General features: G+C 58.8%; 18 protein-coding genes and 3 pseudogenes. 13 read left to right on the top strand and 8 right to left on the bottom strand.

Features of this window, described 5'->3' with window-relative positions; genetic code table 11:
* Positions 1–137: 137 nt before the first annotated feature.
* The 4 genes and pseudogenes from AB4O41_RS00860 to rfaH all read right to left on the bottom strand — a co-directional run bounded on the left by AB4O41_RS00860 (position 138) and on the right by rfaH (position 4,860).
* Positions 138–2,384, bottom strand: coding sequence for a GumC family protein (locus AB4O41_RS00860; protein WP_460145800.1), 2,247 nt, complete (start codon positions 2,382–2,384; stop codon positions 138–140).
* 7 nt (positions 2,385–2,391) lie between these two features.
* Positions 2,392–2,919 (bottom strand): annotated as a pseudogene (locus AB4O41_RS00865) (polysaccharide biosynthesis/export family protein); the annotation flags it as partial.
* An 11-nt stretch (positions 2,920–2,930) separates the two neighbouring features.
* Positions 2,931–4,091, bottom strand: coding sequence for an outer membrane beta-barrel protein (locus tag AB4O41_RS00870; RefSeq protein ID WP_460145801.1), 1,161 nt, complete (start codon positions 4,089–4,091; stop codon positions 2,931–2,933).
* Positions 4,092–4,339: 248 nt separating this feature from the next.
* A pseudogene (gene rfaH, locus AB4O41_RS00875) lies at positions 4,340–4,860 on the bottom strand (transcription/translation regulatory transformer protein RfaH).
* A gap of 760 nt (positions 4,861–5,620) precedes the next feature.
* On the opposite strand from rfaH, the gene AB4O41_RS00880 reads away from it, so the two are divergent.
* On the top strand, positions 5,621–7,705 hold the full coding sequence (locus AB4O41_RS00880; RefSeq protein WP_460148240.1) for a TonB-dependent siderophore receptor: 2,085 nt from the start codon (positions 5,621–5,623) through the stop codon (positions 7,703–7,705).
* Between the two features lie 92 nt (positions 7,706–7,797).
* Here AB4O41_RS00880 and AB4O41_RS00885 read toward each other — a convergent pair whose 3' ends face one another.
* Positions 7,798–9,267, bottom strand: a complete 1,470-nt coding sequence (locus tag AB4O41_RS00885; RefSeq protein ID WP_460145802.1) for an aldehyde dehydrogenase family protein — start codon at positions 9,265–9,267, stop codon at positions 7,798–7,800.
* A gap of 567 nt (positions 9,268–9,834) precedes the next feature.
* Here AB4O41_RS00885 and AB4O41_RS00890 point away from each other — a divergent pair.
* The 10 genes from AB4O41_RS00890 to argE all read left to right on the top strand — a co-directional run bounded on the left by AB4O41_RS00890 (position 9,835) and on the right by argE (position 21,249).
* Positions 9,835–10,503, top strand: a complete 669-nt coding sequence (locus AB4O41_RS00890) for a haloacid dehalogenase type II (protein ID WP_007904415.1) — start codon at positions 9,835–9,837, stop codon at positions 10,501–10,503.
* A gap of 37 nt (positions 10,504–10,540) precedes the next feature.
* On the top strand, positions 10,541–11,815 hold the full coding sequence (locus tag AB4O41_RS00895; RefSeq protein ID WP_460145803.1) for an NAD(P)/FAD-dependent oxidoreductase: 1,275 nt from the start codon (positions 10,541–10,543) through the stop codon (positions 11,813–11,815).
* An 86-nt stretch (positions 11,816–11,901) separates the two neighbouring features.
* Positions 11,902–13,548, top strand: coding sequence for an ABC transporter substrate-binding protein (locus AB4O41_RS00900; protein WP_460145804.1), 1,647 nt, complete (start codon positions 11,902–11,904; stop codon positions 13,546–13,548).
* Between the two features lie 46 nt (positions 13,549–13,594).
* Positions 13,595–14,551: an ABC transporter permease gene (locus AB4O41_RS00905; RefSeq protein WP_367375436.1), complete on the top strand. Its 957-nt coding sequence runs from the start codon at positions 13,595–13,597 to the stop codon at positions 14,549–14,551.
* Positions 14,548–15,420: an ABC transporter permease gene (locus tag AB4O41_RS00910; RefSeq protein WP_460145805.1), complete on the top strand. Its 873-nt coding sequence runs from the start codon at positions 14,548–14,550 to the stop codon at positions 15,418–15,420. The genes AB4O41_RS00905 and AB4O41_RS00910 overlap by 4 nt, the downstream gene beginning before the upstream one ends.
* A 1-nt stretch (position 15,421) precedes the next feature.
* Positions 15,422–17,266, top strand: coding sequence for an ABC transporter ATP-binding protein (locus AB4O41_RS00915; RefSeq protein WP_460145806.1), 1,845 nt, complete (start codon positions 15,422–15,424; stop codon positions 17,264–17,266).
* The gene (locus tag AB4O41_RS00920; RefSeq protein ID WP_460145807.1) at positions 17,263–17,571 is read left to right on the top strand and encodes a (2Fe-2S)-binding protein; all 309 of its coding nucleotides are present in this window, start codon (positions 17,263–17,265) and stop codon (positions 17,569–17,571) included. Before AB4O41_RS00915 ends, AB4O41_RS00920 begins: the two co-directional genes overlap by 4 nt.
* A complete protein-coding gene (locus tag AB4O41_RS00925) occupies positions 17,553–18,944 on the top strand; it encodes an FAD/NAD(P)-dependent oxidoreductase (RefSeq protein ID WP_460145808.1) in 1,392 nt (463 codons plus the stop codon). The genes AB4O41_RS00920 and AB4O41_RS00925 overlap by 19 nt, the downstream gene beginning before the upstream one ends.
* A complete protein-coding gene (locus AB4O41_RS00930) occupies positions 18,941–20,095 on the top strand; it encodes an NAD(P)/FAD-dependent oxidoreductase (protein ID WP_460145809.1) in 1,155 nt (384 codons plus the stop codon). The genes AB4O41_RS00925 and AB4O41_RS00930 overlap by 4 nt, the downstream gene beginning before the upstream one ends.
* The gene (gene argE / locus AB4O41_RS00935; protein ID WP_460145810.1) at positions 20,092–21,249 is read left to right on the top strand and encodes an acetylornithine deacetylase; all 1,158 of its coding nucleotides are present in this window, start codon (positions 20,092–20,094) and stop codon (positions 21,247–21,249) included. The genes AB4O41_RS00930 and argE overlap by 4 nt, the downstream gene beginning before the upstream one ends.
* A gap of 272 nt (positions 21,250–21,521) precedes the next feature.
* On the opposite strand, the gene AB4O41_RS00940 is transcribed toward argE, so the two are convergent.
* Entirely contained in the window at positions 21,522–21,773 is a 252-nt protein-coding gene (locus AB4O41_RS00940; protein WP_460145811.1) for a hypothetical protein, read from the bottom strand.
* A 441-nt stretch (positions 21,774–22,214) separates the two neighbouring features.
* Between AB4O41_RS00940 and AB4O41_RS00945 the strand changes: the two genes are divergently transcribed.
* Together AB4O41_RS00945 and AB4O41_RS00950 are read left to right on the top strand one after the other, a co-directional pair.
* The gene (locus AB4O41_RS00945) at positions 22,215–23,672 is read left to right on the top strand and encodes an NAD-dependent succinate-semialdehyde dehydrogenase (RefSeq protein WP_460145812.1); all 1,458 of its coding nucleotides are present in this window, start codon (positions 22,215–22,217) and stop codon (positions 23,670–23,672) included.
* A 40-nt stretch (positions 23,673–23,712) separates the two neighbouring features.
* Positions 23,713–24,792: a tartrate dehydrogenase gene (locus AB4O41_RS00950; RefSeq protein WP_460145813.1), complete on the top strand. Its 1,080-nt coding sequence runs from the start codon at positions 23,713–23,715 to the stop codon at positions 24,790–24,792.
* Positions 24,793–25,127: 335 nt separating this feature from the next.
* On the opposite strand, the gene tatA is transcribed toward AB4O41_RS00950, so the two are convergent.
* Both tatA and AB4O41_RS00960 read right to left on the bottom strand, forming a co-directional pair.
* Positions 25,128–25,340 (bottom strand): twin-arginine translocase TatA/TatE family subunit, encoded by a 213-nt coding sequence (tatA, locus tag AB4O41_RS00955; protein ID WP_460145814.1) that lies wholly within the window; start codon positions 25,338–25,340, stop codon positions 25,128–25,130.
* An 84-nt stretch (positions 25,341–25,424) separates the two neighbouring features.
* A pseudogene (locus AB4O41_RS00960) lies at positions 25,425–26,131 on the bottom strand (cupin domain-containing protein).
* Between the last annotated feature and the right edge of the window lie 13 nt (positions 26,132–26,144).

Genomic DNA, 26,144 nt, shown 5'->3' on the forward strand with positions numbered 1-26,144 from the left:
CTCAACCTCCGGGCATGGGTTGGACTTCGGCGCCGAATACTGCACGCCCTCGTTCCCGCACGCTGGTATAGCTCGACTGGGATGCAGCTTTTGGTGGATGTCTGGAAAGAGGCTACTGGAGAGACAAGTACAAGGTTCTACCTGGACATGTAGTCGTAGTTCTGGAACGTATCGGAATGGCTGTAGCCCTGCTTGCGAGCCTTGCGCAGGTCTACCTGGTTGAGCACCACACCGAACACCGGCGCATGGCTCTGTTGCAGTAGAGCAAGGCACTTCTGTACCTGACTGACAGGCGTGCTTTCGGCCTTGATCACATAGATCACCGCGTCCGAATGCTTGGCCAGCAACAGTGCATCGCTGACCATTTGCGCAGGCGGCGAGTCGATGATGATGCGTTGGTACCGCGATTTCAGCACCTTGAGCATGGGGGCCAGGCGCGACGAACTGAGCAGATCCAGCGGTGGCGGCGACAGCTTCCCGGCCGGCAGCATGTCGAGATTGCCGACAGTCCGGATACAGTCCTCGAGCCGCGCAGTGCCCGCCAGGACGTTGGCCAAACCCGGGGCATCTGCCGGAAAATCGAAGTTGAGCGAAAGGCTGGGTCTGCGCATGTCGGCGTCGATCAAAAGCACACGCTCCAGCTTGGCGAGTGAGTACGCCAGGTTGTTGGCGATGGTGCTTTTGCCTTCTTCAGCCATGGTCGAGGCAACGAGTACCACCTGTGATGGCATGTCGCCGCCGTGCAACATCAACCAGGTGCGCAGGTTGCGAATGGTCTCGCAAAAACGCGGATGGTCGTTGTCGTCGAACAGTCGCGCCAGTTGCCGGCGGCTTCTCTTCATGACCAGCGGCACCACGCTGAGCAGGGGGACATCAAGCGTGCTTTCGATCGCTTCGTCGGTCTTGAAGGTTTTGTTCAGGGTTTCGGACAGCAATGCCAGTGCGATGCCAATCAGCGCAGTCACGACGGCGACAATTGCCATAATCAGTGTCTTGCGCGGCTTGCTCGGTTCCAGAGGAGCAATCGCAGGGTCGACGATGCGCGCTTTGGTGGAATCCATATCCGAAGTGGCCGCGGTTTCCTTTAAACGGGTAATGAAGGTCTCGTACAGGGCGCGGCTACTGTCGACCTCGCGCTGAAACTCACGCAGCTGGAACTCCTTGCGCGAAATGTCCTGTATCTGTGCTTTGTTGCTGTTGAATGATTGACGCAGTGAGCTCTCACTGGCTCGGGCTAACTGGTAATCCTGTTCGATGCTGGCCACTACCTGTCGAACCTGCAAGCGCAAGCTTTCGGTGGCCGTTCGCAATTCAGCGCGAGCGGCGGCAAGCGTCGGATGTTTTGGACCGTAGCGCCCGGACAGTTCCTCGACCTTGGCTTGGGCCTTGGCCTGTTGCGCCTGGAATTTCTGCACCAAAGGATTACTCAAGACGGCCGGCACACTGGAGAGTTTGCTCAGGTCGCCGTTGCTCAGGGCCTGCACCTGGCGAAACCGGCTCTCGGCTTCCGCCAGGTTGCGGCGGGCATCGATCATGCGGTTGCCGGTCATTTCCAGTTCATTGGCACTGATGGTGGCGACACCGCCAACATCGACCAGGCCTTGTGCTTCCCGATAGGCCTGAAGTTTGTCTTCGGCACTGCGCAGGTTATTGCGTAACTCGATCAGGCGTGAGTTCATCCAGCTGGTGTTGGTCAGCGAGGACTTCAGGCTGTTGTCGAGCTGGCTATCAATGAAGCCTTGGGCAATCGCATTGGCGGTAGCGGCAGCCAAACCCGGGTCGGGCAATTCCACTTCTATCTTGATCAGCTGGCTCTTGCCGACGAATTTGACACTGGTTCGCCGCATCAGATCCTGCGTGACTTGATTGAAGATATCGGTTTCGGAGGGCGTCACTTGCACGGATATAAAACGGCCCAGTACTGGCAGCCATTGGTCCAGTTCAAGCGCGGCCAACCATCGCCGTGGCGCAAACCATGACTTCGGTTGCTGACGTGGATCAGTGACCGGATGAGTGGTAAGGCCCAGCTTTTTGACTGCGCGTTCAGCCAGGTCGCGCGATTGCACCAGCGCCAGTTGCGTCTGCAAGTAATCGACGGTACCGGAACTCGAATCCGTTATTTGCTGGAAGGACAGCAGCGGTGGCGTTTTTTCTTTGATCAGGAGGGTGGTGCTGCCGATGTACTGCGGGGGAATGAACGACAGCGTGGCCATCGCCAGCGCACAGCCGAGCAGTATCAACCAGCCAATTTTCCAATGGGCGCGCCAGATCACCCTCCAGTATTTGAGCAGGTCAATGGTGTCCTTTTCCTCGCTGTACTGCTGATGCTGCGGCACATGCGGCTGGAGCGGACGCTCGACATATAGGCTTGGGCTGTTGTCCATGATTAGAAAAGCCTTGTGCAATGGAAATGGTGTCACCGGGGGCGATGGCGGTGCCGCGCGTGACCGTGTCGGTCAGGGGAGGGGAGCCATCGCCGCGGACGATGGTCACCCGCTTGATCGAGGCTCGTTCGGTCAGACCACCGCCCAGGGCGATGGCTTTCTCCAGTGTCAGCCCGGGCTCGAATGGATAGCTGCCGGGTTTTTTCACCTCTCCATTAATGTAGAACGAGCGATAGGTAATCAGGTTGAGGCTGACCTTGGGGTCGACCAGATAACCTTGTTTGAGCCCGTCGACGATAATCTTTTCCACCTGATTGGGGGTGAGCCCCTTGGCGGCAATCTCACCCAGAAATGGATAGGAAAACATTCCGGCATCGTTGAGACGGATTTTCTCGAAGCTCAGATCCCGTTCACCGAAGACAGTGATACGCAATACATCGCCGGCTGCCAGTTTGTACTGGGCGCCGGGGTCTGCTGCAAAAGTCACAGGCAACAGCCACGGCACGAACAACAAGCCAAGCATTCGCGAGTTCATGGGAAAACCTCTTAGAGACTTACGTTGAAGCTGAGCAAGAAAATGTTGCGCTCAAAACTCTGATTGTCGGCATCGGAGTCATCGTTGCGGTAGCGATAGCCCAGCTCGATATCCAGCCAGCGGCGCATTGCGTATTCCACGGCCAGGTTGTAGTCACGAAGGTCGTCGGTGCGGTTCTGGCCCTGGTAATCAAGGCGGGACAGCCCGACTTCGGCCACCGTGGTGATGCGTTCGGTCCAGCCATGGCGCCAGCCGAACAGCGCCGAGGTGGTCTTGACGGCATCAGCACCGTCGTCGCCCTCGGCCATGGCCTGGCGGGCAACAAACGAGAAGGTCGAGTAAGTTCGTGGCCTCCATCGCAGATCCACCTGCCAGGTCGGATTACTGAGGTCATCGACGCTGCTGTCATCGAAGTTCTTGCGCTCATAACCAACACGGACTTTGCCGGAGGTGCGGGCGGTGAAGTCCCATTCGGCACCGGCAAGGACCGCATTGGATGTGCTATCGAGACGACTGTCTGATTTCAGGTAATCAAAGACGGTATGGTCGTATTCCAGCAGCCCGCGCGTATTGCTGCCGATGCGGTGGTACCAAGTGGTGGTCAGGCCGGTGGTATTGCGCTCTTTGTCGTCATTGATACCGTCGGAATTGCCGTAGCGAAGTTGAGCGTAATTGGCGCCCAGATCGATTTGATTGTCAGCGCTCCTGGCGCCATAGGTATAAAGACCATTGACGCGGTTACTGCGAATCTTGTCATTGATGCCATCAACAGCAGTCGACGTCGTGCGCTCGTATTTACGTGCTTCCGCGTCAAGTTTCAGGCGATGGCGATCAGTGAATTCCATGATGCTGTTGAGTCGCACGCGTTGTGCGGTATTCGAAGCATCCGGCTCATCATGATAAATGTACCGGGTAGGCTGCCATATAAGTCGGGTGGCGCTATTGCGGTCTTCTGCCTTCAGTTCGAAAGAAGGGGCAATTTTAGTCACCATGGAAGACTGACGCCCTCGCTCCAGTTCCCGGAAATTGTCGTCATAGCTCTCTGAAAATAACAGTGTAGGGGTGAAGTCGAAGCCATAGATATCAATGGACTGGGGATCGAGACACCAGGCCGTTCCGGGACAGAAATAGATCATGAGCAGTGCGAAAGGGCCGCGAGTCTTGAGAGTCATATCATTGCTCCTGGGGATGAACTCAATGACTATAGACCGGAAAAACAGGGGGTGAATTTGCTCGATGTAATGCGGCGTGCTATCAATAAATGTTTTGTGGAAGTGGAGTTTTCAAGTTTAAAAAGTTACTAATAAAGGCGCAGAAAATCAAGAGCGTTATGGGGCTGGGGCGTAATAACAAGTTCAAGGAGGGGGAATGAGCCGGTTTGTTTTTAAAGTGCGCTGCTGCAGAAGAATAATGGTCAGGCTTATAAGTGAGATTGGGGTCGTTTAATATCAGTCAATGGAACGCGAACTTGCTGTTCTCTATTCAGGAAATGAAGCAGAATCATGACTCGTTCGTCACCCAACATGGTCAGAAAAATACCTTCCAGTGTCGACAGTGGTCCTCGGGTTATTTGCAGTGTTTCTCCGGGCATGAATGGTTGGGGGGGTGAATTTGTAATGGCTTGAAACACCGGGTACGCAGATGCTCGATGACGTCGTCAGGGACCATGGCCGGGCCGTGATTGAAATCGACAATGCGGCTGACGCCGCGGGTAGAACGCAAAGGTGCCCACTTGTCGTCACGACTCAACTGAATGAAAAGATACCCTGGAAAGAGAGGCTCCAGGGATTGATGGGGTTTGCCATGAATCAGACGTTCGCTAATGATTTGCGGGCAAAATATAACGTAATTTTGTCGTAACAGATTGATTTGAGCCCGTTCGTCCTGACGAGGCTTGCACTGCAAAAGATACCAGTTAGAACCTTGGGTACTCGTCAGCATGCTGGCAAGCTCCGTAATATTGGTTAGACATGGCTGGTGGCGAATCGGGATACTGCGCTTCCAACGGGCTCTATTTGAGATCCGTGGAATCGCGAAAGTGTTAAGTTGCTGGAACAGGTGTATCAATAATGAAGCAGGACCAGTACAAATAACGCCAAGTAAAATATGAGTCAATAATCTGGCGTCGAAGTTTCTTGGTGTGTGCTGCGCTCAATCAGAATTCTTAATGGAAGTGTAAATGTTACTTAACGCTATAACTGATATCGCCGCATCCTGAGATGAAGGATGACTTTTGCGATGGCCAAAGCTACCGCAGGGGGGCCGAACCCGTGGCCCTTTGAAAAACAAGTACTTTTGCTCGTGAACTTAGATGCTGGGGGCGGACGTATATCCACTAAGGACTCTTGTCTTTTGTTATACGTCGACCCTGTTAGGTATCGACCACTGAAGGCGGCCTGTCAAATGTCACTAGTCAAAAATATAACCTTCTGTCCAATAGTCTATTAAGAAGCTTCAACTAATTGTTTTGAAAAGTTATTTTTTTTGACGGGTGCAGAGACGTGACTGAAGTGGATAGCGTCCACGTCCCCGTGGACAGGTTACAAACCTTCTGCATGCGGTGGATCAGAGCGTGCTGATGACCATCAAGGGGGGTATTTACTGATAATAGATCGCACAATACAATGAGAATCGTTACTAATAATTCATCGAGTGCGACGTCTTGAGCCATCAACACCCTTTTGCCCGCCGCAAGGTCTTCATGAAACACGCGTTGCCAACACTTTCCTGCGTCATGTTTACCAGCCCTTTATGGGCACAACCCCTCGAACTGCCGACCACCGATATTCAGGCAAGCCGCGTCAGCCAAGACACGAGCTACACCACCTCTCAAGCCAGCACGGCGAGCAAAAGCAATGTGCCGATCAAGGAAGAGGCGCAATCGGTCAATGTGGTCACTCAACAGACTCTGGCCGACTATCAGGTGCGCTCGCTGGACGACGCGATGAAGTTTGTCAGCGGCGTCAGCCAAGGCAATACCTTGGGCAACTCTCGGGACTCACTGGTCAAGCGCGGCTTCGGCACCAACGATGACGGCTCGATCCTGCGCGACGGCGTGCGTTCCAATATGGGGCACAACTTCAGCGCCACGACGGACCGTATCGAAGTGCTAAAAGGGCCTGCTTCGATGCTGTACGGCGCGCTGGAGCCCGGCGGATTGATCAACGTGATCAGCAAGAAGCCTGAATACACTCAGAGCACGACCCTGAGCGGATCGGCCTATAGCGAAGGCGGCGGTACCATGGCGGTGGATACCACCGGGCCGATGGGAGATACGGGCCTGGCCTATCGCCTGATTGCCGAACGCGGCCATGAGGATTATTGGCGCAACTACGGCGTGAACGAGAGCACCCTGGTCGCGCCATCGCTGAGCTGGACCGGTGATCGCGCCAGCCTGACCCTGAGCTACGAATACAACGATTATTCCAGCCCCTTTGACCGCGGCACCGTGTTCACCAATGGTCACCCAGCGGACATCGACTACGACAAGCGTCTCGACGAAACATGGGCCAAAAGCGTCGGTATCCGTGAAGTGGCCACCGCGCGTTTTGAGTATCAGCTGAATGACGACTGGAAAACCCGTGTCACCTACGGCTGGAACAACGACCGCTACAGCCTCTCGATTGCCCAGCCGAGTTCGTTGACCGGCAACAATCTGCGACGTGCTGCCAACGGCGCTCACTACGACGATGAGACCCGTTACGCCAGTTGGGACTTCATCGGCCAGCAAGAGTTGTTCGGCCAGCGCCATGACCTGCTGGTCGGCGCGGATACCGAAGCGTCCGACCAATTCCGTGGCAAAACCTACCGTAATACCCCGCGCTCAGGCTTCGACATCACCGCGCCGGTTTATGGGCGTCTGGCCGAGCCCAGCCTCATCAGTGCCACGCAAAGTGACTTGAGCAATCAGCTGACTTCCAGTTCTTTGTACTTCAAGGATAACTGGCACCTCGATGACCGCTGGATCCTGGTCCTCGGTGGTCGCCAACAGCATTACGATCAGTACAGCGATCAGGGCCGCGGCAGCAGCTATACCGTCAACCGCGACGATAACGGCGATGCCTTCGTGCCGTTTCTGGGCCTGGTCTACAAAGCCACCGATACCTTGTCGCTATATGGCAACTACAGCCGTTCGTTCAAGCCCAATACCCAAGTCGACGATGCCGGCCATACGTTCGATCCGGAGGAGGGCCGCAGCTACGAAGTTGGCGCGAAGTACGACCCGCTGCCGGGGCTGAACATCAACCTTGCGCTGTTCGACATCGTCAAGAAAAACGTCGTGACCACCCAGACGGTCAGTGGTGTCAGCCTCTCGGAGGCAGCGGGCAAGGTCGGTTCACAGGGGCTGGAACTGGACATCACCGGGCGCGTGGCCGAGCGCTGGGACTTGATCGGCACCTACGCCTACACCCACACGGAAATCCTCGACGACCCGGATGACGAGGGTCATCGCCTTGCCGATGCGCCGAAGCACACCGCGAGCCTGTACCTCACCCATCACCTGAATGTTCCTGCGGAGTTCGGGGCCTGGCATGCCGGCGCTGGTGCGCGTTACATCGGCGAGCGCGCCGCCAACAACGCCAACGATTTCTGGCTGAGTAGCTACACCGTGGCCGATGCCTTCGTGCGTTGGGAAACACCGATGTTCGGCTACAAGACTTCGCTGCAATTCAACGTCGACAACCTGTTCGACAAACAGTACTACCCGTCCTCTACCGGCACCCAACTGGCAGTCAATATTGGTGAGCCGCGCACGGCACGGCTCAGCGCCAGTGTGACGTTCTGATCGCGCTGCCTTGACGCGCTGCCCCATTCTGCCGGTTTATATCGGGCAAAACGGGGGAGCGCCTCAGTTCTTCATGGTGATCCCCGAAGGCACTATCGATCTCCGCCAAAACCAATGATGGCTTTGGTTTCCAGGTACTCCTCAAAGCCGTAGACACCATACTCACGACCATTACCAGAGCGTTTATAGCCGCCGAATGGAGCCATTGGATCCCAAGCAGGGTAATTCAGATGCACTTGTCCCGCACGGATACGAGAGGCAACGGCACGTGCAAGGTCAAGGTTCTGAGCCTGGACATGGGCACCCAGCCCATAGACCGTGTCGTTTGCGATAGCGATCGCCTCATCGATCGTTTCATACGGGATGATGCACAGCACCGGACCAAAAATTTCTTCCTGGGCAATCCGCATGGCGGAATCTACCTCGGAGAAAACAGTCGGTCGGGTGTAAAAGCCCTGTTCATAACCCGGTACGCGTCCTGGTCCGCCGCAAACGAGTTTTGCGCCCTCATTCAAGCCAGCCTCAATCATTAATTGCACGCGATTAAACTGGGCCTCGTTGGCAATGGGGCCGAGTACCGTCTCTTCTGATCGCGGGTCACCCACGATGATTGCATTGGCGGTTGCGGCAGCCAGCGATTCGACCTCCGCCAGCCTGTTTTTTGGAACGATCATCCTTGTCGGGGCGCTGCACGATTGTCCGACGTTGCGAAACGCAGACATCACCCCCAGCGGAACGGCTTTGGCGAAGTCGGCGTCGGGAAGCATCAGGTTCGGTGACTTGCCGCCCAATTCTTGGGTGACACGCTTCACTGTATGGGCGGCCGCCTGTGCGACCAGCGCGCCTGCTCGGTTTGAGCCGGTGATCGAAATCATATCGATGTCGGGGTGCGCTGCCATGGCTGCGCCGACCTCGTGACCACTGCCGTTCACCAGGTTGAATACGCCCGGTGGAAGGCCTGCGTCATGCACCAGTTGTGCAAAAAGAAGGGCGCTCAGTGGCGACAGTTCGCTGGGTTTCAGGACCACTGTGCAGCCGGCCGCAATAGCCGGGGCGACTTTCGCAGTGATTTGATAAAGCGGCCAGTTCCACGGCGTGATGAGGCCGCAGACGCCTATTGGTTCGCGTTCAATCGCGGTGCTGCCTTCAACGGTTTGGAACCGATAGGTGGACAGCAGATCACGTGCGACCCGTACATGTTCGGCTGCAAGAGGCACTTGCATGGCCCGGGCGGAACTGATGGCAGCGCCCATTTCCAGAGAGATCGCCTGGGCAAGCACTTCTTTTCGTTCAAGGATGAGGTCGTAGATCTTTCCGAGGAAAAGTGCGCGCGATGCTGCCGAGGTGGCAGACCAACCAGCAAATGCTGCACGAGCTGCAGCGACTGCCCGATCAACGTCCTTGGCGGACCCTTGCGCGACGTGCGCAACAACCTCTTCAGTTGCCGGATTGACCACCGGCAAACTGGCCGGGACTGCCGGGGAAGACCAACAGCCATTGATATAAAACGTTTGAGACGTTTGCGGATCAACGCTGTAGCTATTCGAAGATTGTGTTGTCATCCAACGAGCTCCCTTAGAGCGGTAACAGGCACTGCGAGCAGCAGAGGGCGGGCTGTCTTGCGACCTTGCAAGGCTGCCGAGTCTTCTCAATAAGCTAACAAAGCAGGCCAGACAAAATATGCCGTTCTTTAAGGTTGCAAAGGACAATCTGCTGTATCTGCCGGGCTAACTTTGCACCAACGTAATTTGACTCCTTTTACGTCAGTAACCTGTCTGATAAAGCCTCTTGCTGGCGGTCGTGATTGCTAGTCGATAGCTTTTAGTAACCAGAGCAAACTGCTCGATTGCGCCGCTTGATTGCGGCTAGACAGGGCTCGTCAGCGCACCATAACTGCCCGAGAAGGCGCAGAAACAGCGGTGAAACGCCCGAGTCTGGAGCGTCCCGCACAGTCTGCTGAGCGAGCCCTGCAAAACGGTGGTTTGTACCAAGCGGCCTGCACATTTAACGATTTATGCACGGTCTCATGATGTTGTAATGAATTCGTGATGCAGCGTTGCCCCGATGCTTCTCGAACGGAGTAACTGCTTGCCCCGTCATGACTTCAACCATCATTCAGGACTGCACTCATGAGCTTTCTTCGACCCAAGTTTATTACCTTCGACTGCTACGGCACGTTGACCAACTTTCAAATGGGAAACATGACGCGCGAACTGTTCGCCGATCGTGTCCCTGCCGGGCAAATGGATCAGTTCGTCAAGGACTTCTCCGCCTATCGTCTGGATCAGGTGATGGGTGACTGGCGGCCGTATGATGAGATTATCAAGACCTCTCTGGCGCGGGTCTGCAAACGTTGGGGCATCGAGTACAAAGGCGAAGGCCAACTCTACTACGACGCCGTTCCGACGTGGGGCCCACATGCCGACGTGCCGGCCGGACTGGCGAAAATCGCCGACAAGATTCCGCTAGTGATTTTCTCCAACGCAATGGACGAGCAGATCATGTCCAACGTCGACAAGCTCGGCGCGCCCTTCCATAAAGTCTTCACCGCCCAGCAAGCCCAGGCCTACAAGCCGCGCCTGGCTGCTTTCGAGTTCATGCTCGATAACCTGGGTTGTGGGCCGGAGGACGTTCTGCACGTGTCCTCGAGCTTCCGTTATGACCTGATGCCCGCCCACGACATGAAGATCAAGAACAAGGCCTTCGTCGCCCGTGGTCACGAACAGCCGGCGAATGCGGTCTATGGCTACCACCAGATCCCCGATATCGGCGGTTTGGCCGGGTTGGTCGGTCTCTGAGTCTCACGGCACTCTTCAAGGCAAAAAGGGGTTAGACATGGGCAGTGAGTCCTATTGGCTCGATACCGCACCGGTATTCACCGGTGCCCAGCTCGGTGGGTTGCCCGGGCAGGTCGATGTGGCCATCGTCGGTGGCGGTCTCACCGGCTTGGCGGCGGCCCGGGCCCTGGCCTTGAAGGGGGCCAGTGTGGTGGTGCTGGAAGGTGGGCGGGTGCTTGGCGAAGCGTCAGGGCGCAATGGCGGTCAGTGCAACACCGGCGTTGCCCAGGATTACGCGGCGCTCAGCGCCAGCCTCGGTGCGGATAAAGCCCGAGCCTATTACCTGGCCTATGAGAGCGCCGTGCAGAGCGTCGTCTCGCTGGTGGAGCAGGAGCAGATTGCCTGCGACCTCAAGCGCAATGGCAAACTCAAACTGGCCGCCAAACCGATGCATTACGAAGGGCTGGCGCGCACCTGCGAATTGATTCGGCGGGAGGTCGATGCCGAGGTCGAGTTGCTCTCTGCGCAAGAGATCCGCGCTGAAGTCAATTCGGCCGAGTTCCATGGAGGCTTGCTGCAGCGCAACGGCGTGCAGATGCATGTCGGGCGCTTCGGTGTCGGTCTGGCCGAGGCGGCCGCCCGTCACGGCGCGTTGATCTTCCAGGGCGTGTCGGTGACGAACTGGAAAGCCCGTGCCGGCGGCTATCAGGTCAACACCACCAAGGGCTCGCTGCATGCCAAACAGGTTCTGTTGGCTACCGGCACGTGTCAGCAGGGCGGATTGGGTTGGTATCGGCGGCGGATCGTGCCGGTGGGCAGTTTCGTGATAGCCACCGAGGTGCTACCGCAGACCCTGATCGACAGCTTGCTGCCAGCACGACGTTCCTATGTCACCAGCCGCATGATCGGTAACTACTTCCGCCTGACGCCGGACAACCGCTTGCTGTTTGGCGGTCGTGCGCGGTTTGCCATGTCTGACAGCGTGTCCGACGCCAAGAGCGGCAAAGTGTTGCAAGCGGCGATGGTGCAGATGTTCCCGCAGTTGGCTGCGGTGAAAATCGATTATTGCTGGGGTGGGTTGGTGGACATGACCTCTGACCGGTTGCCCCGGGCCGGCCAGCATGGAGGGGTTTATTACTCCATGGGTTACAGCGGTCATGGGGTGCAAATGTCGGTGCACATGGGGCAGGTCATGGCCGAGGTCATGGCCGGCAAGGTCGAAGCCAATCCCTGGCGCGAACTCGACTGGCCAGCCATTCCCGGGCATTTCGGCAAGCCCTGGTTCCTGCCCTTGGTAGGTGCGTATTACCGCCTGCAGGACTACCTACACTGAGTTCAAGGTATTTGCTTTACGTTTCAGCCTCACACGATTAATCGCGAGCACTCGAGCCTTATCATTTTTCGAAAGGTAGAACTGACATGACTGACAACAAAAACAGTATCGACTCCCAGTTGATCACAGGGAAAGAAAGTCTGCGCATTTTCGAAGGGCTCAATCGCGGCATGTCACGCCGCAATGCATTGCAAATGCTGGGGTTGGCAGGAGTGGCCGTCGCGGGCGCCGGCAGCCTGTTCGGCGCCGCCGGCAAGCTGTTTGCCGATGATGAAGCCGCAAGCCCTGGCAAAGGCAAACCCGGCGGTCGTATCCGCGTCGCAGGCTCGTCCAGTTCCACCGCCGACACCCTGGATCCAGCCAAAGGTTCGTCGTCCACCGACTACGTGCGCCATTACATGTTCTACAACGGCCTGACGCGTTTCGACAGCCATATGGTGCCGCAACTGGAGTTGGCCGAGCGTATCGACACCACTGACGCCACGCTCTGGGTGATCACCCTGCGCAAGGAAGTGGTCTTCCACAACGGCAAGCCTCTGACAGCCGCCGACGTGGTGTTTTCTCTGTTGCGGCACAAGGATCCAATCACCGGTTCCAAGGTCCTGCCGCTGGCGTCGCAGTTCGCCGAAGTCAAGGCCAACGGCACCCATGAAGTGCAGATACAGTTGAGCGGCCCCAATGCTGAACTGCCATCGGTTCTTGCCATCTCTCACATGTTGATCGTTCCCGAGGGTACGAGCGATTTCAGCCAGGGCATCGGCACCGGCCCGTTCAAGGCCAAGGAATTCAAGCCTGGGGTGCGCTCGATTGGTGTGCGCAATACCAATTACTGGAAACCCGGCTTGCCGTATCTGGATGAGATCGAATTCATCGCCATTGCCGACGAACCGTCACGGATTAACGCCCTGTTGTCGGGCGACGTACACATCGTCAACGAAGTTAACCCGCGCTCAACGGTTCGTATCAAGGCCAGTACCAAGCATCAGGTCGTGGACTCGCCGTCGGGTAACTACACCGATCTGATCATCCGTCAGGACCAGTTGCCGGGCAAAAGCCCGGAATTCACCGAGGCCATGAAATACTTGCTGGACCGCGAGCAGATCAAGTCGGCGATATTCCGTGGCTACGCCAGGGTAGGCAACGATCACCCGATCGCACCCGGTGCGCGCTTCTACAACGCCGACCTGCCACAACGTGCCTACGACCCGGAAAAAGCCAAGTTCCTGCTCAAAAAGGCCGGTATGGAAAGCATCACCATGCCGCTGATGTGCTCGCCTGCCGCGACCGGTTCGGTGGACATCGCTGTGCTGTTGCAGCAGTCAGCCAAACAGGCCGGGCTCAAGCTCGACGTCAACCGCCTGCCGAGCGATGGCTACTGGTCCAACCATTGGGCGAAGCACCCGCTGAGTTTCGGCAACATCAACCCGCGGCCCAATGCCGACATGCTTTTCTCGCAGTTCTTCCAGTCGACAGCACCCTGGAACGAGTCCGGTTGGAAAAACGATCAGTTCGACCAGCTGTTGGTACAAGCCCGAGGCGAAACCGACGAGGCCAAGCGCGGCAAGATGTACGCAGACATGCAAACCCTGGTGCATGAGCACAGCGGTATCGGCGTGCCGGTGTTTATCAGCAACATCGATGGTGCCGATCAGCGAGTCAAAGGCTACGGCACCAACCCTCTGGGCGGTTTTATGGGCTACATGTTTGCCGAGCAGATCTGGCTGGACGCTTGATGAACGTCGGGTTTTTGCTGCAGCGATATTGCACGAGGATAGGGTGATGAATAGCAACACACTGTGGTTGATCGGGCGGCGCCTGGGCGCGGCGATCGTGACCTTGTTGATTGTGTCCATGGTGGTCTTCGCCATCACGGCGGTGCTGCCGGGAGACGCGGCGCAACAGTCTCTTGGGCAGTTCGCCACGCCGGAACAAGTGGCAGCCTTGCGCCTGAAAATGGGGCTGGATCAGCCTGGTGTGTTGCGTTACTTGCACTGGTTGATGAACTTGCTCAGTGGTGACATGGGGCTGTCTGTCTCCAACGCCATGCCGGTCAGCGAGTTGATGGCGGGGAGGGTGCCCAACACCCTGATGCTGGCGGCCGCCACGGCGCTGGTATCAGTACCGGTGGCGTTGATCCTGGGCATCGGTTCGGCGATGGGGCGGGGCGGGCGTATCGACAGTTTCCTCAGCTTTTTGACCTTGACCATGGTGGCGGTGCCGGAGTTTCTGGTGGCGACCCTGGCAGTGCTGATTTTCGCGGTGAACCTGGGCTGGTTGTCGGCGTTGTCCTACGCCAGTGACATCACTTCACCCTGGCAATTCATGCGCACTTACGCGTTGCCGGTGATGACGCTGTGCTGCGTAATCGTCGCGCAAATGGCACGCATGACCCGGGCGGCGGTGATCGATCAGCTCGACAGTCCTTACGTGGAAATGGCCCGGCTCAAAGGCGTGAGCAAGATGCGGATCGTCCTGCGCCATGCCTTGCCCAATGCCATCGGGCCTATCGCCAATGCCATTGCCTTAAGCCTTTCCTACCTGTTGGGCGGGGTGGTGATCGTTGAAACGATCTTCAACTACCCCGGTATCGCCAGTCTGATGGTCGATGCCGTGACCAACCGCGACATGGCACTGGTTCAAGCCTGCACCATGTTGTTTTGTACGGCGTATCTGACGTTGGTGCTGATTGCCGACCTGTGCGCGATTCTTTCCAATCCGAGGCTGAGAAATCAATGAACAATCTCATTGTGAAATCGCCGGCTCCTACCAAATTAGCGTTGGGCAAGGTTTCCCACGGATCGTCCTGGCTCGGCCTGATCGGCGCCGCGATATGTGTGATCTGGTTGTTGGTGGCCATCTTCGGACCGTGGCTGGCGCCACATCCGGTGGGGGAAGTGGTCTCTGATAATGTCTTCGACAACCTGAGCGCTGCTTACCCGTTCGGCACCGATTACCTGGGCCGCGACATGCTCAGCCGGATCCTCGTCGGCGCACGATTCACCGTCGGCCTGGCGTTGGTGGCCGCGGTAATGGCCAGCGGTCTGGGGACCAGCTTTGCGCTGTTGTCGGTGGTTTCACCAAAGTGGCTGGATGAGTTGATCAGTCGCCTGATGGACGCCTTCATTTCGATCCCCAGCAAGATGCTGGCGTTGATCATGGTCTCGGCCTTCGGCTCCTCGGTCACCTTGCTGATCTGCACGGCGGTATTGAGTTTCACCCCGGGCGCATTCCGCATCGCCCGCAGCATGGCGGTGAATATCGAAGCGCTGGAATACGTGCAAGTGGCCCGTACTCGCGGCGAGCGTCGGCTGTACATCGCCTGCGTGGAAATCCTGCCGAACATGCTTAACCCGGTGCTGACGGACCTGGGCTTGCGCTTCGGTTTCATCGTCCTGCTGCTCAGCGGCATGAGCTTTCTCGGCTTGGGAGTGCAGCCGCCGGATGCCGACCTGGGATCGCTGGTGCGCGAAAACATCGGCGGCCTCAACCAGGGAGCACCGGCTATTGTGATTCCGGCTCTGGCTATCGGCACTCTGACAATTGGCGTGAATCTGTTTATCGACCGTGTGTCTTCACGACGCAGTCGACGTTCGGGAGGCCATTGAAATGAGCGAATTAATTCGAGTCCAGGACCTGCGAGTGGTCGCCTGTGGCGAGCTCGGTGAGGTGGAAATCGTCAAGGGCGTGAGCTTCTCCCTGCAAAAAGGTGAAGTGCTGGCGTTGATCGGTGAGTCTGGCTCCGGCAAGACCACCATCGCCTTGGCGTTGCTCGGTTATGCCCGGCGTGGTTGTCGGCTGGCGGGTGGCGTGGTGCAAATCGGCGAACACGACATGCTGGCGTTGAGCGAAAGCGAGCTGCAAGGCCTGCGCGGCAATCGGGTGTCGTACATCGCGCAAAGCGCTGCGGCGGCGTTCAACCCGGCGAAAAAACTCATCGACCAAGTGGTGGAGGGCGCGTTGATTCATGGTCTGGGCAACCGGGCTGTGCTTGAGGCCAAGGCCATCGAGTTGTTCCGCGATCTGGCCCTGCCTGATCCCGATAACATTGGCCAACGTTATCCCCATCAAGTCTCTGGCGGGCAACTGCAACGGGTGATGGCGGCCATGGCGCTGATCAGCGATCCGCTGCTGGTGGTGCTCGACGAACCGACGACGGCACTTGATGTGACCACTCAGATCGATGTGCTGCGAGCCTTCAAGCGAGTAGTGCGCGATCGCGGCGCGACGGCGGTCTACGTCTCCCATGACCTGGCCGTGGTCGCGCAAATGGCTGACCAGATCGTAGTGCTCAATGGCGGCGAGATCTTCGAACAGAGCGCCACCGGACCTTTGCTCAACGGCCCGGCCCATGAATACACCCGCAGCCTGCTGGCGGCGGCACGGCCGGACACGACGATTCGTCCGCCTTGCGGCATCGCCGAAGAGACGCCGCTGCTGACCATCCAGGGGCTGACCGCCGGTTACGGCAACAAGAATGCGCAAGGCATGCCGGCCATTCGCGTGCTGGAAGACATCGACCTGACGGTTCGCAGAGGCCAGGCCATCGGCGTTATCGGTGAGTCGGGTTCCGGCAAGTCGACCCTGGCACGGGTGGTGGCCGGATTGTTGGAGCCCGCTCTCGGCGGCCTGACTTTCGATGGCCAACCCTTGGGTGGCAGCCTGTCGTCGCGCACCGACGAGCAGTTCCGACGCATTCAAATGGTCTTCCAGAATGCCGACACCGCACTCAACCCGATGCACAGCGTCAGCACCATTCTGAGTCGTCCGCTGAAGATGTATTTCGGACTTAAGGGGGCCGCGCTGCGCGAACGTATCGGCGAGCTACTGGATCTGGTGCGCTTGCCGCGAACCATGGCCGAACGCCGCCCGAACGAACTCTCCGGCGGGCAAAAGCAACGGGTCAATCTGGCCCGGGCCCTGGCCGCCAAGCCAGATCTGATTCTGTGCGACGAAGTGACCTCGGCACTAGATACCGTGGTGGGGGCAGCGATTCTTGAACTGTTGCGCGACCTGCGTCAGCAACTGGGCGTGTCCTATCTGTTCATCAGCCATGACATCTCCACCGTGCGAGCGCTGTGCGACGACATTGTGGTGATGTATAGCGGCCACAAGATTCAGTCCGGCAGTCGCCAGTCGTATGCTGAGGCGCCGTTCCATCCTTACACCGACCTGTTGATCCATTCGGTGCCGGAGTTGCGCCAGGGCTGGCTGGAAGGCTGCGGAACAACGACCTGCGGCACGCTGCCGCCCATTGGTGCCAAAGCCCATGTGCCTGGGCTGTGCACGTTCCTCAATCGTTGCCCGGTGCGGGTTGATGGCCTGTGCAATTGCGTCCCGCCGGACCGTCACTTGATTGTTGGCGGCAGTGAAGTCCTTTGTCATCACGACAGTGCCGAGTTACTGAAAACCCAGAAGGATTCAAACAGCATGACCGCGGGAGCCTATGCATGAACGGGCGTTTCGTAAGGCTGGCCGAACAGGGCCGGCCCATTATCAAACTGCAGGTAGACGGCAAGCCTATCGAGGCGCTGAAGGGCGATACGCTGATGGTCGCGTTGCTGACTCAGGGCTCGGCGTTGCGCCAATCGGAGTTCGATTCGGGTCGCCGCGCAGGGTTCTGCCTGATGGGCGCGTGTCAGGACTGTTGGGTCTGGACCCGCAGCGGCGAGCGTCTGCGCGCCTGTTCCAATGAGGTCCGTGAAGGGCTGGATATTGTCACCACACAACCGGAGGCGATATGGCCACTGCGCGGCTGAGCACTCATCGAGTCGTTATCGTCGGCGCCGGGCCGGCTGGCATACGTTGTGCCGAAACCCTGGTATCCGCTGGTTTCGAGCCCATCCTGATTGACGAGAATCGCCGGGATGGCGGGCAGATCTACCGTCGCCAACCCGAAGGTTTTACCCGCGATTACGCCACGCTGTATGGCACCGAAGCCGCCAAGGCAAACGACCTGCACCAGAGCTTCGACCGCTTGCGCGGGCAGATCGACTATCGTCCGGACACGCTGGTGTGGAACCTGACGCCGGGGCAACTGTGCTGCGTCAGCCAGGGCAAGCATTCGACGGTGGATTACGACGCGCTGATCCTGTGCACCGGCGCCACCGACCGCTTGATGCCGATCGAAGGCTGGCAGTTGGCGGGCACGTATAGCCTTGGCGGGGCGCAGATCGCGCTCAAATCGCAGGCGGTTTCCATCGGCCACCGCGTGGTGTTCATGGGCAGCGGGCCGTTGCTGTATCTGGTCGCCAGTCAGTATGTGAAAGCCGGGGCCAACGTCGCGGCGGTGCTCGACACGTCGCCGTTGAGCAAGCGAATTGGCGCGTTGCCGAAACTGCTGGCGCGCCCCGGACTGCTGTTCACCGGGATGAAACTGCTGGCGCAGCTCTATCGAGCGAAGATCCCGGTGCATCTGGGCATTTCGCCGCTTCAAGTGCTGGGCGATGCGGCCAGCGGTGTCAGTGGCGTCCGCGTGCGCACGGCACGCGGTGAGACCTTGGCGGTGGATTGCGATGCCGTGGCGCTGGGTTATCACTTGCGCCCGGAAACCCAATTGGCTGACCTGGCCGGTTGCCGTATGCGCTTTGACGAGGCCTCCAGCCAATGGTGGCTGGCTGTCGATGAAGACGGTCGGACCTCGGTCAGTGGTGTATATGCCGCCGGCGATGGTTCGAAAATTCGCGGTGCCGATGCCGCCGAGCACGCCGGGAGACTGGTGGCCATGGCGCTGCTGGAGGATCTGCAGCAACCGGTGAACATCGGGTTGCGCGACGAACAACGGCACGCGCTGGCGGTAATGGATCAGTTTCGTCTCGGCCTGGCCCAGGCGTTTCCGTGGCCTTCTGCCCAGGCCAAAGCGCTGCCGGACGAAGCGATCGTCTGCCGTTGCGAAATGATCACGGCCGGCGAGTTGCGCCGTACCGTCAGTGAGAAGGGGGCCTGCGAAGTCAACCGGGCCAAGGCCTTCAGCCGGGTCGGCATGGGCCGCTGCCAGGGGCGTTATTGCTCCCAGGCCGGGGCTGAAGTGATTGCCGCGGCTGCCGGCGTTTGCGTGGAACAGGTCGGTCGTCAGCGCGGTCAGGCACCGGTCAAACCCCTTTCGATGCTCACCGAGGAGGTGTCGCCATGACGGTACAGAAAGCCGATGTCGTGATTGTCGGCGGCGGCCTGATGGGTTCAGCGGCGGCGTTTTTCCTGCGCCAGCGCGGGCAGTCGGTGATTTTGCTGGAGCGCGACCAGATCGGTCAGTACGCCAGCGGCGTGAACTTCGGCAATGTTCGGCGTCAGGGGCGTTACCTCGGGCAGCTTGAGTTGGCCAATCGGTCCTGGGCGTTATGGAAGCGTTTGCCAGAGCTGATCGACGATGACCTGGAATTCATCGCCAGCGGGCATTTGCGCGTGTGTTACCGCGAAGACGAGATCGCCGAGCTGCAAGCCTACGCAGACGCCCCTGAGGCGGAGCAGCTGGACTTGAAGATCTTTCGTGGCGACGAGTTGCACAAGCGTTTTGCGTTTCTCGGCCCGGATGTGAAGGGCGGCTCCTACGCTCCCCACGATGGTCATGCGAATCCACGTCTGGCCGCGCCGGCGTTTGCCCGGGCGGCACGACGTCTCGGCGCACAGATCGAAGAGCGCACTGAAGTGGCCGAGGTGCAGAAGGTTGGCGGCGAGTTCAGCATCAGCACCACCGACGGTCGTCAGTTCAGCGCCGCTCAGCTGTTGATCACCGCTGGCGCTTGGGGGCAAAAGCTCTCGGCGCAGTTTGGCGAACCGGTGCCGCTTGAGACCAACGGCCCGCAAATGGCCGTGACCGAACCAGTGCCTTACGCCTTGTCGACGGTGATCGGCGTTTATACCAAGATTCCCGAGGAGATGATTTATTTCCGCCAGATCCCTCGTGGCAACATCGTCATTGGTGGCGGCTACCGCAGCAAGCCCGATATGCTCACTCGTCGGGCTCAGGTCGAGCCGCGCAGCATCCTCAATCAGTTTGAGCAAATGCGTCGTCTGCTGCCGGGTGTCGGCAACCTCAACATCATTCGCGTGTGGAGCGGCATTGAAGGCTACCTGCCTGATTCTCTGCCGGTGATGGGGCCAAGCGGCACCGTTGATGGCTTGTTCTATGCCTTCGGCTTCTCCGGCCATGGTTTCCAGCTCGGTCCGGGCGTGGGCGACGTGATGGCGGAACTGATCAGCACCGGCAGCACCAGCACTTCGATTTTACCGTTCTCCATCAACCGGTTCGCTTCTTCAGCCGAGCAACGGAGCAAGGCCTCATGAAACCCCGCGTACTGGAGATTCTCAAGCGTCTGATGGCCTTTGACACCGTCTCTTCGGAGTCGAACATGGCCTTGATCGAGTACGTGCGCGATCTGCTGCTGACCAAGGGCATCGAGTCGTTGATCGTCGAGGATGAAAGCGGAAAAAAAGCCAACTTGTTCGCCAGTGCCGGTCCACGTGAAGTGCCGGGGATTTTGCTGTCCGGACACACCGATGTGGTTCCCGCAGCGGGACAGGCCTGGACCTTTCCAGCGTTTGAGGCGACGGTGCAGGACGGACGGATTTATGGTCGTGGCAGTTGCGATATGAAGGGCTTTATCGCGCTGGCTATCGACGCCATGCTCGATGCCGCTGACCATTCCTTGAACCGGCCATTGCAACTGGCGCTGTCCCATGATGAAGAGATCGGTTGCGTCGGTGTGCGGCGTTTGCTCGACGTGCTTCACCTGGTGCCGGTGCGGCCATTTTTGTGCGTGATCGGTGAGCCGACCAACATGCAGTTCGTGCTCGGGCACAAGGGCAAGGGTTCTTACCGCACTTACTGTCGCGGTCTGGAGGCGCATTCATCGCTGGCACCGCGTTCGGTCAATGCAATTCACGTGGCCTGCGATTTCATCGCGGCACTGCGTCAGAGCCAGCAGCAACTGCAAGTGCAGGGCGCCCAGGATGCGGATTACGATGTGCCTTACAGCACCGTGCATGTCGGGCAAATTGTCGGCGGCAAGGCGCTGAACATCGTGCCGAACCTGTGCACCCTGGATTTCGAAGTGCGCAACTTGCCGGCGGATGACCTGGATCAGTTCCTGGAACAGATGCGCGAGCGTGCCGAAGTCATCGTGCGCGAAGCCAAAAAGCTGTCCGGCGTGGCGGATATCGAAATTGAAACCCTGAACATCTATCCCGGCCTCGATACTCATCCGAGTGTTGAAGCGGTGCGTTTTCTGAAGAACTTTGTCGCGCCGGATACCGGTACCGCCAAGGTCTCCTTCGGCACCGAGGGCGGGTTGTTCAAACAGCGGTTGGATGTGCCGGTGGTGGTCTGCGGCCCGGGCTCGATAGAACAGGCGCATAAGCCTGACGAGTTCATCGAGATCAGCCAGATCGAAGCCGGCGAGCATTTCCTGCAAGGGTTGTTGGGCTCGATGCGGCTTTAGGGTTCCGCTTGCTGACACCGAACGTTGATCGGTGTACATATCCGTTTCTGTGGTCACGGCTTCTATTGGTTTCGCTTTTACAGCGAGTCACTTTCGAAAAGCGCGAAAGTAACCAAAGCGCTTCTGCCCCTGTCGTTCGGTGCCTCTCGAGGGGGCGTGCACCGCAACAGCACTGCGAGGCGTCTACCGGCCGACCTGCTTCTTCAACGCCTTCGCGTACACGGGATGCATTCCCACGCTCTGCGTGGGAATGCATCCCGTGACGCTCCGCGTCACCATTGCGCAGGACTCACGCCTTGCATCGACAGCGGGACGCAGAGCGTCCCCGGCGGCATTCCCACGCGGAGCGTGGGAACGATCAGTGTGGCGAGCCTGCTCGCGAAGCTGTTGATCTTGCCGTTGCCGTTGCCGTTGCCGTTGCCGTTGCTTTGGCTTTTGATCTGCTGCCCCTTTCCCAGAGGCCGAACGCAGGCGTTGCGTAGGGGCACCGCGGCAAGGATGCCGCGGTAGCCGCCCCCGGCCATGGATGGCCGATGGCGGCGGGCCCCCGGAGCAATGCCTTCGTTATGGCATGCCGAGCCTAGGCGAGGCACCGAATGGCGGGGCAAGAGCGCTTTGGTTACTTTCGCGCTGTTCGAAAGTGACTCGCTGTAAAAGCGAAACCGCCAGCGGCCGTTACCGCAGAAACGATATGTACTCCCAACCACCAGGCCCCGACAGTGAGTCCCCGTAGTTCGCTTCCAGAGTCCCCGGCCGAGTGCCGCCGAGCCTTGCCCTGCGAACTAAAATGACATCGTCAAGCACTGCATCGTCTGACCGCGACAATATCCATCCCCAACACCAACAGTAGAGCCTGCTGTCGAATACCGATTTTCAGCATTCGACAGCTGCTGGGGCGGCGCTTTCAGCATCCTCGTCCGGGACGACCCAATAGACTGAAGGCTGTCTCGGAACAGGACTCGACCATGCTCAAGAATCGCCTGAAAGACCCCAGCCTGCTGGTAGAACTCGCTTACATCGACGGTCAGTGGATCAGCGCCGACAACGCCGCCACCCTGGACGTCATCGACCCGGCTAGCGGCCAGTTGCTCGCTCGCGTACCCGCGATGCAAGGCAGCGAAACCCGACGCGCCATCGAAGCCGCCGACCGCGCCTGGCCGGCATGGCGCGCGCGCCCGGCGGCAGAGCGGGCGGTGCTGCTGGAACGTTGGTATCAGGCCATGGTCGACAACCTCGACGACCTGGCGCTGATCATGACCTGCGAACAGGGCAAACCGCTGAATGAAGCCAAGGGCGAAATTCGCTACGGGGCCGGCTTCGTCAAATGGTTCGCTGAAGAAGCCCGACGGGTCTACGGCGAAACCATCCCGGCCCCCAGTGGCGACCGCCGCTTGCTCACCCTCAAGCAACCGGTCGGTGTCTGCGCCGCGATCACCCCCTGGAACTTCCCCAATGCGATGATCACCCGCAAGTGCGCGCCAGCCCTGGCCGCCGGATGCACGATCATTGTCAAACCTTCGGACCTGACGCCGCTGTCGGCGCTGGCTCTGGCCGTACTCGCCGAACGGGTCGGCATTCCGGCCGGGGTGTTCAACGTCGTCACCGGCATGCCCGCCGGCATCGGTGAAGAACTGACCGGCAACCCGACGGTGCGCAAGATCTCCTTCACCGGTTCCACCGCTGTCGGTCGGCTGCTGATGCGCCAGAGCGCCGAACACATCAAGCGCTTGAGCCTGGAGTTGGGCGGTAACGCCCCGTTCATTGTGTTCGACGACGCTGATCTGGAGCAGGCAGTGGCCGGTATCATGCTCAGCAAGTTCCGCAACGCCGGGCAAACCTGCGTCTGTGCCAACCGGATTCTGGTGCAGGACGGTATCTACGAACGCTTCGCCCAGCGCCTGGTAGAAGAGGTGGGCAAGCTCAAGGTCGGCAACGGCCTGGACGCCGACGTGACCATCGGCCCACTGATCAATGCCGCGGCGGTGACCAAGGTTGCCCGACACATCGACGATGCCCTGAGCCTGGGCGCGCGTTTGCTCTGCGGCGGAATCCCCGAGGGTGACAGCCAGTTCGTCCAGCCGACGGTGCTCGGTGAGGCCCATGCCGGGATGTTGCTGGCCAACGAAGAAACCTTCGGTCCGGTTGCACCGCTGATGCGCTTTACTACTGAGGAAGAAGCGCTGGCCTTTGCCAATGCCACGCCTTATGGCTTGGGCGCCTATTTCTTTACCCAGGACTTGCGCCGTTCATGGCGGTTCGGCGAGGCGCTGGAGTTCGGCATGATCGGTCTCAACACCGGGCTCATTTCCATGGAAGTCGCCCCATTCGGCGGTATCAAGCAATCGGGTCTGGGTCGCGAAGGCAGCAAGTACGGCCTGGATGAATACCTTGAAGTCAAAGCCTTCCACATCGGTGGGCTGTGATCCGGTCACCGTTTGAACAGATATTGAGGAGCCACGATTGATGAACAAACCATTCAGAATTGCCGCGATTGCCGGCGATGGCATCGGCAAGGAAGTCTTGCCGGAAGGGTTGCGGGTACTGGAGCAGGCCGCGAAGAAATGGCAACTGGATTTGAGCATCGAAGTGCTCGACTGGGCTCACTGCGATTACTACCTGGAACACGGGCAGATGATGCCCGCCGACTGGTTCGAACAACTCAAGGGCTTCGACGCGATTTACTTTGGCGCCGTTGGCTGGCCGGACAAGGTGCCGGACCATATCTCCCTGTGGGGTTCGTTGCTCAAATTCCGTCGCGATTTCGACCAATACGTGAACATCCGCCCGGTGCGGCTATTTCCCGGTGTGCCGTGTCCGCTGGCCGGACGTGAAGCCGGGGACATCGATTTCGTGGTGATCCGCGAAAACACCGAAGGCGAGTATTCGTCGATCGGCGGCAAGATGTTCGAAGGCACCGAACATGAGTTCGTGCTGCAAGAGTCGGTGTTCACCCGGCGCGGCGTGGACCGGATTCTCAAGTTCGCCTTCGATCTGGCCCAGACCCGACCGCGCAAGCGCCTGACGGCGGCGACCAAGTCCAACGGGATTTCCATCAGCATGCCGTACTGGGACGAGCGGACCGCATTGATGGCTGCGAAGTACCCGGACGTCACTTGGGACAAGCAACACATCGACATCCTGTGCGCGCGGTTTGTGCTGCAACCGGACCGCTTCGATGTAGTGGTGGCGTCGAATTTGTTCGGCGACATTCTGTCCGACCTGGGGCCAGCCTGCGCTGGAACCATCGGCATCGCGCCATCGGCGAACCTCGATCCGGAGCGGCGGTTTCCGTCGCTGTTCGAACCGGTGCATGGCTCGGCGCCGGATATCTATGGGCAGAACATCGCGAACCCGATTGCGATGATCTGGTCCGGTGCCTTGATGCTCGATTTCCTCGGCAACGGTGATGAACGCTATCGCGCGGCCCATGACGGAATTCTGCAGGCGATCGAGCAGATCATCGCCCAGGGACCGATCACTCCCGATCTGGGCGGGCAGGGCTCGACCCAGGATGTCGGTATGGCAATCGCCGCCGCGCTTTGAGCTGAGGTAACGACAGATCGGCTGGAAAGCGCTATTCATTTTTGTGCGTCACCCTTTTTAGCCCGTTCACACTGCGGGCTTTTTTTTGTCTATCGCTCACATGTTTAACCTGCCTTTCCTTTGCTGTTGCGAAGGAGGTAACGAAGGAGGGGAGCGGAATGTGAGGGAAGTCTTGAATGCGGAAGTTGCTGATGGTTTTACCGGGGGAGTGCTGCGCGCAAGGAGGGCGCCAGCTCGCCCATGGACGGGTTATTTCCTATGATGCTGGTTACCCGTCACAAACTATGCGAAAGGGGATGAGACCAAGCTTTACACCAATATTTTGCGCACCACTTTTACGAGTCCTCGAACATGCGTGCCCGGACGTCAATGGGCTGGTCCTCGGGCTTGTCAGTGATTGGCTTATCGTCGCCCATGGATTTGCGGAACCCCCTGATCGTGTCGCCGAGGTCCGACCCCAAGCCTTTCAGGCGTCTGGTTCCGAACAGCATGATCACGATCAACAGGATGATCAGGAGTTTCCCGGTACTGAAGCCACCTAATCCCATTGTCTGTACTCCGCAGTGATTAATCGGTTTGGTGATGGGGGCCAGCGGAGGAAACTCCGTCTGCCGGCGTTAACGCGGTTCGAGTTATTTGACGACGTAGAACTTGCGCACATAGACGCTGCTCTTCCAGGCGCAGGGGGCACCTCGGGGTACGAATACCGTATCGCCGGTGTTGACCGTCAGATCGATCCCGTCCGCCACCTGAAGGGTGACGCTGCCTTCGATCAGGTGCATCAGTTCATGCAGCAGGTGCGGCCTCGCCCCGCGGGTATAGGGTGTCGAATCCCAGACGCCGATGCGCAGGTTGGTCGGTTCTTCGACAAACAAATTGTGCGAACGACATTGCGGTGCCGGGCTTAGCAGAATGTCTGGCCCCGGTGCAGCCGAGGGAGAGAGCAGGGTTAGCGGGGGAGCGCGGTGAGCCCGGGATGGCGTTCTTCAACGAGCTGGGTATCCGCGCAGAATGCCCAGAGAGAGTCGGGTTGCGCGTCGATCTGCAGCGACGTCCCGCGGGCGATCACGGCGCTGTCGCCGGGATTTAGTTGGAGCCTGTGATCCTCGCTCTGCAGGGTGACGCGTCCCGCGTGAACCACGATCGTTTCGCTGTAAGGATAGTTATCGACATTGAACTGTCCGCTCGCCTGGACCACGCCGGCAGCGATGTCATCCGGCCCGAGATAAGCAATGTGCCGGTCGAAAGGATCGATGGCCCCCAACGAACCGGAGGTGAATTTTGTTGAAGCGAGACTGCCGTCGGCGTGTGCCAACAGCACTGCAGTGGGTTCGAGCATGAAGGTGTTTCTC

Source organism: Pseudomonas sp. S2_A02, assembly GCF_054668495.1.

Excerpts from the sequence above, each read along its gene's own strand:
- AB4O41_RS00910 (WP_460145805.1), top strand. The coding sequence starts at position 14,548 with ATGAACAATCTCATTGTGAAATCGCCGGCTCCTACCAAATTAGCGTTG.
- AB4O41_RS00925 (WP_460145808.1), top strand. The coding sequence starts at position 17,553 with ATGGCCACTGCGCGGCTGAGCACTCATCGAGTCGTTATCGTCGGCGCC.
- AB4O41_RS00870 (WP_460145801.1), bottom strand. The coding sequence starts at position 4,091 with ATGACTCTCAAGACTCGCGGCCCTTTCGCACTGCTCATGATCTATTTC.
- AB4O41_RS00885 (WP_460145802.1), bottom strand. The coding sequence starts at position 9,267 with ATGACAACACAATCTTCGAATAGCTACAGCGTTGATCCGCAAACGTCT.
- tatA (WP_460145814.1), bottom strand. The coding sequence starts at position 25,340 with ATGGGATTAGGTGGCTTCAGTACCGGGAAACTCCTGATCATCCTGTTG.
- AB4O41_RS00940 (WP_460145811.1), bottom strand. The coding sequence starts at position 21,773 with ATGGCCGGGGGCGGCTACCGCGGCATCCTTGCCGCGGTGCCCCTACGC.
- AB4O41_RS00950 (WP_460145813.1), top strand. The coding sequence starts at position 23,713 with ATGAACAAACCATTCAGAATTGCCGCGATTGCCGGCGATGGCATCGGC.
- AB4O41_RS00905 (WP_367375436.1), top strand. The coding sequence starts at position 13,595 with ATGAATAGCAACACACTGTGGTTGATCGGGCGGCGCCTGGGCGCGGCG.
- argE (WP_460145810.1), top strand. The coding sequence starts at position 20,092 with ATGAAACCCCGCGTACTGGAGATTCTCAAGCGTCTGATGGCCTTTGAC.
- AB4O41_RS00890 (WP_007904415.1), top strand. The coding sequence starts at position 9,835 with ATGAGCTTTCTTCGACCCAAGTTTATTACCTTCGACTGCTACGGCACG.
- AB4O41_RS00900 (WP_460145804.1), top strand. The coding sequence starts at position 11,902 with ATGACTGACAACAAAAACAGTATCGACTCCCAGTTGATCACAGGGAAA.
- AB4O41_RS00895 (WP_460145803.1), top strand. The coding sequence starts at position 10,541 with ATGGGCAGTGAGTCCTATTGGCTCGATACCGCACCGGTATTCACCGGT.
- AB4O41_RS00915 (WP_460145806.1), top strand. The coding sequence starts at position 15,422 with ATGAGCGAATTAATTCGAGTCCAGGACCTGCGAGTGGTCGCCTGTGGC.
- AB4O41_RS00930 (WP_460145809.1), top strand. The coding sequence starts at position 18,941 with ATGACGGTACAGAAAGCCGATGTCGTGATTGTCGGCGGCGGCCTGATG.
- AB4O41_RS00880 (WP_460148240.1), top strand. The coding sequence starts at position 5,621 with ATGAAACACGCGTTGCCAACACTTTCCTGCGTCATGTTTACCAGCCCT.
- AB4O41_RS00860 (WP_460145800.1), bottom strand. The coding sequence starts at position 2,384 with ATGGACAACAGCCCAAGCCTATATGTCGAGCGTCCGCTCCAGCCGCAT.
- AB4O41_RS00920 (WP_460145807.1), top strand. The coding sequence starts at position 17,263 with ATGAACGGGCGTTTCGTAAGGCTGGCCGAACAGGGCCGGCCCATTATC.
- AB4O41_RS00945 (WP_460145812.1), top strand. The coding sequence starts at position 22,215 with ATGCTCAAGAATCGCCTGAAAGACCCCAGCCTGCTGGTAGAACTCGCT.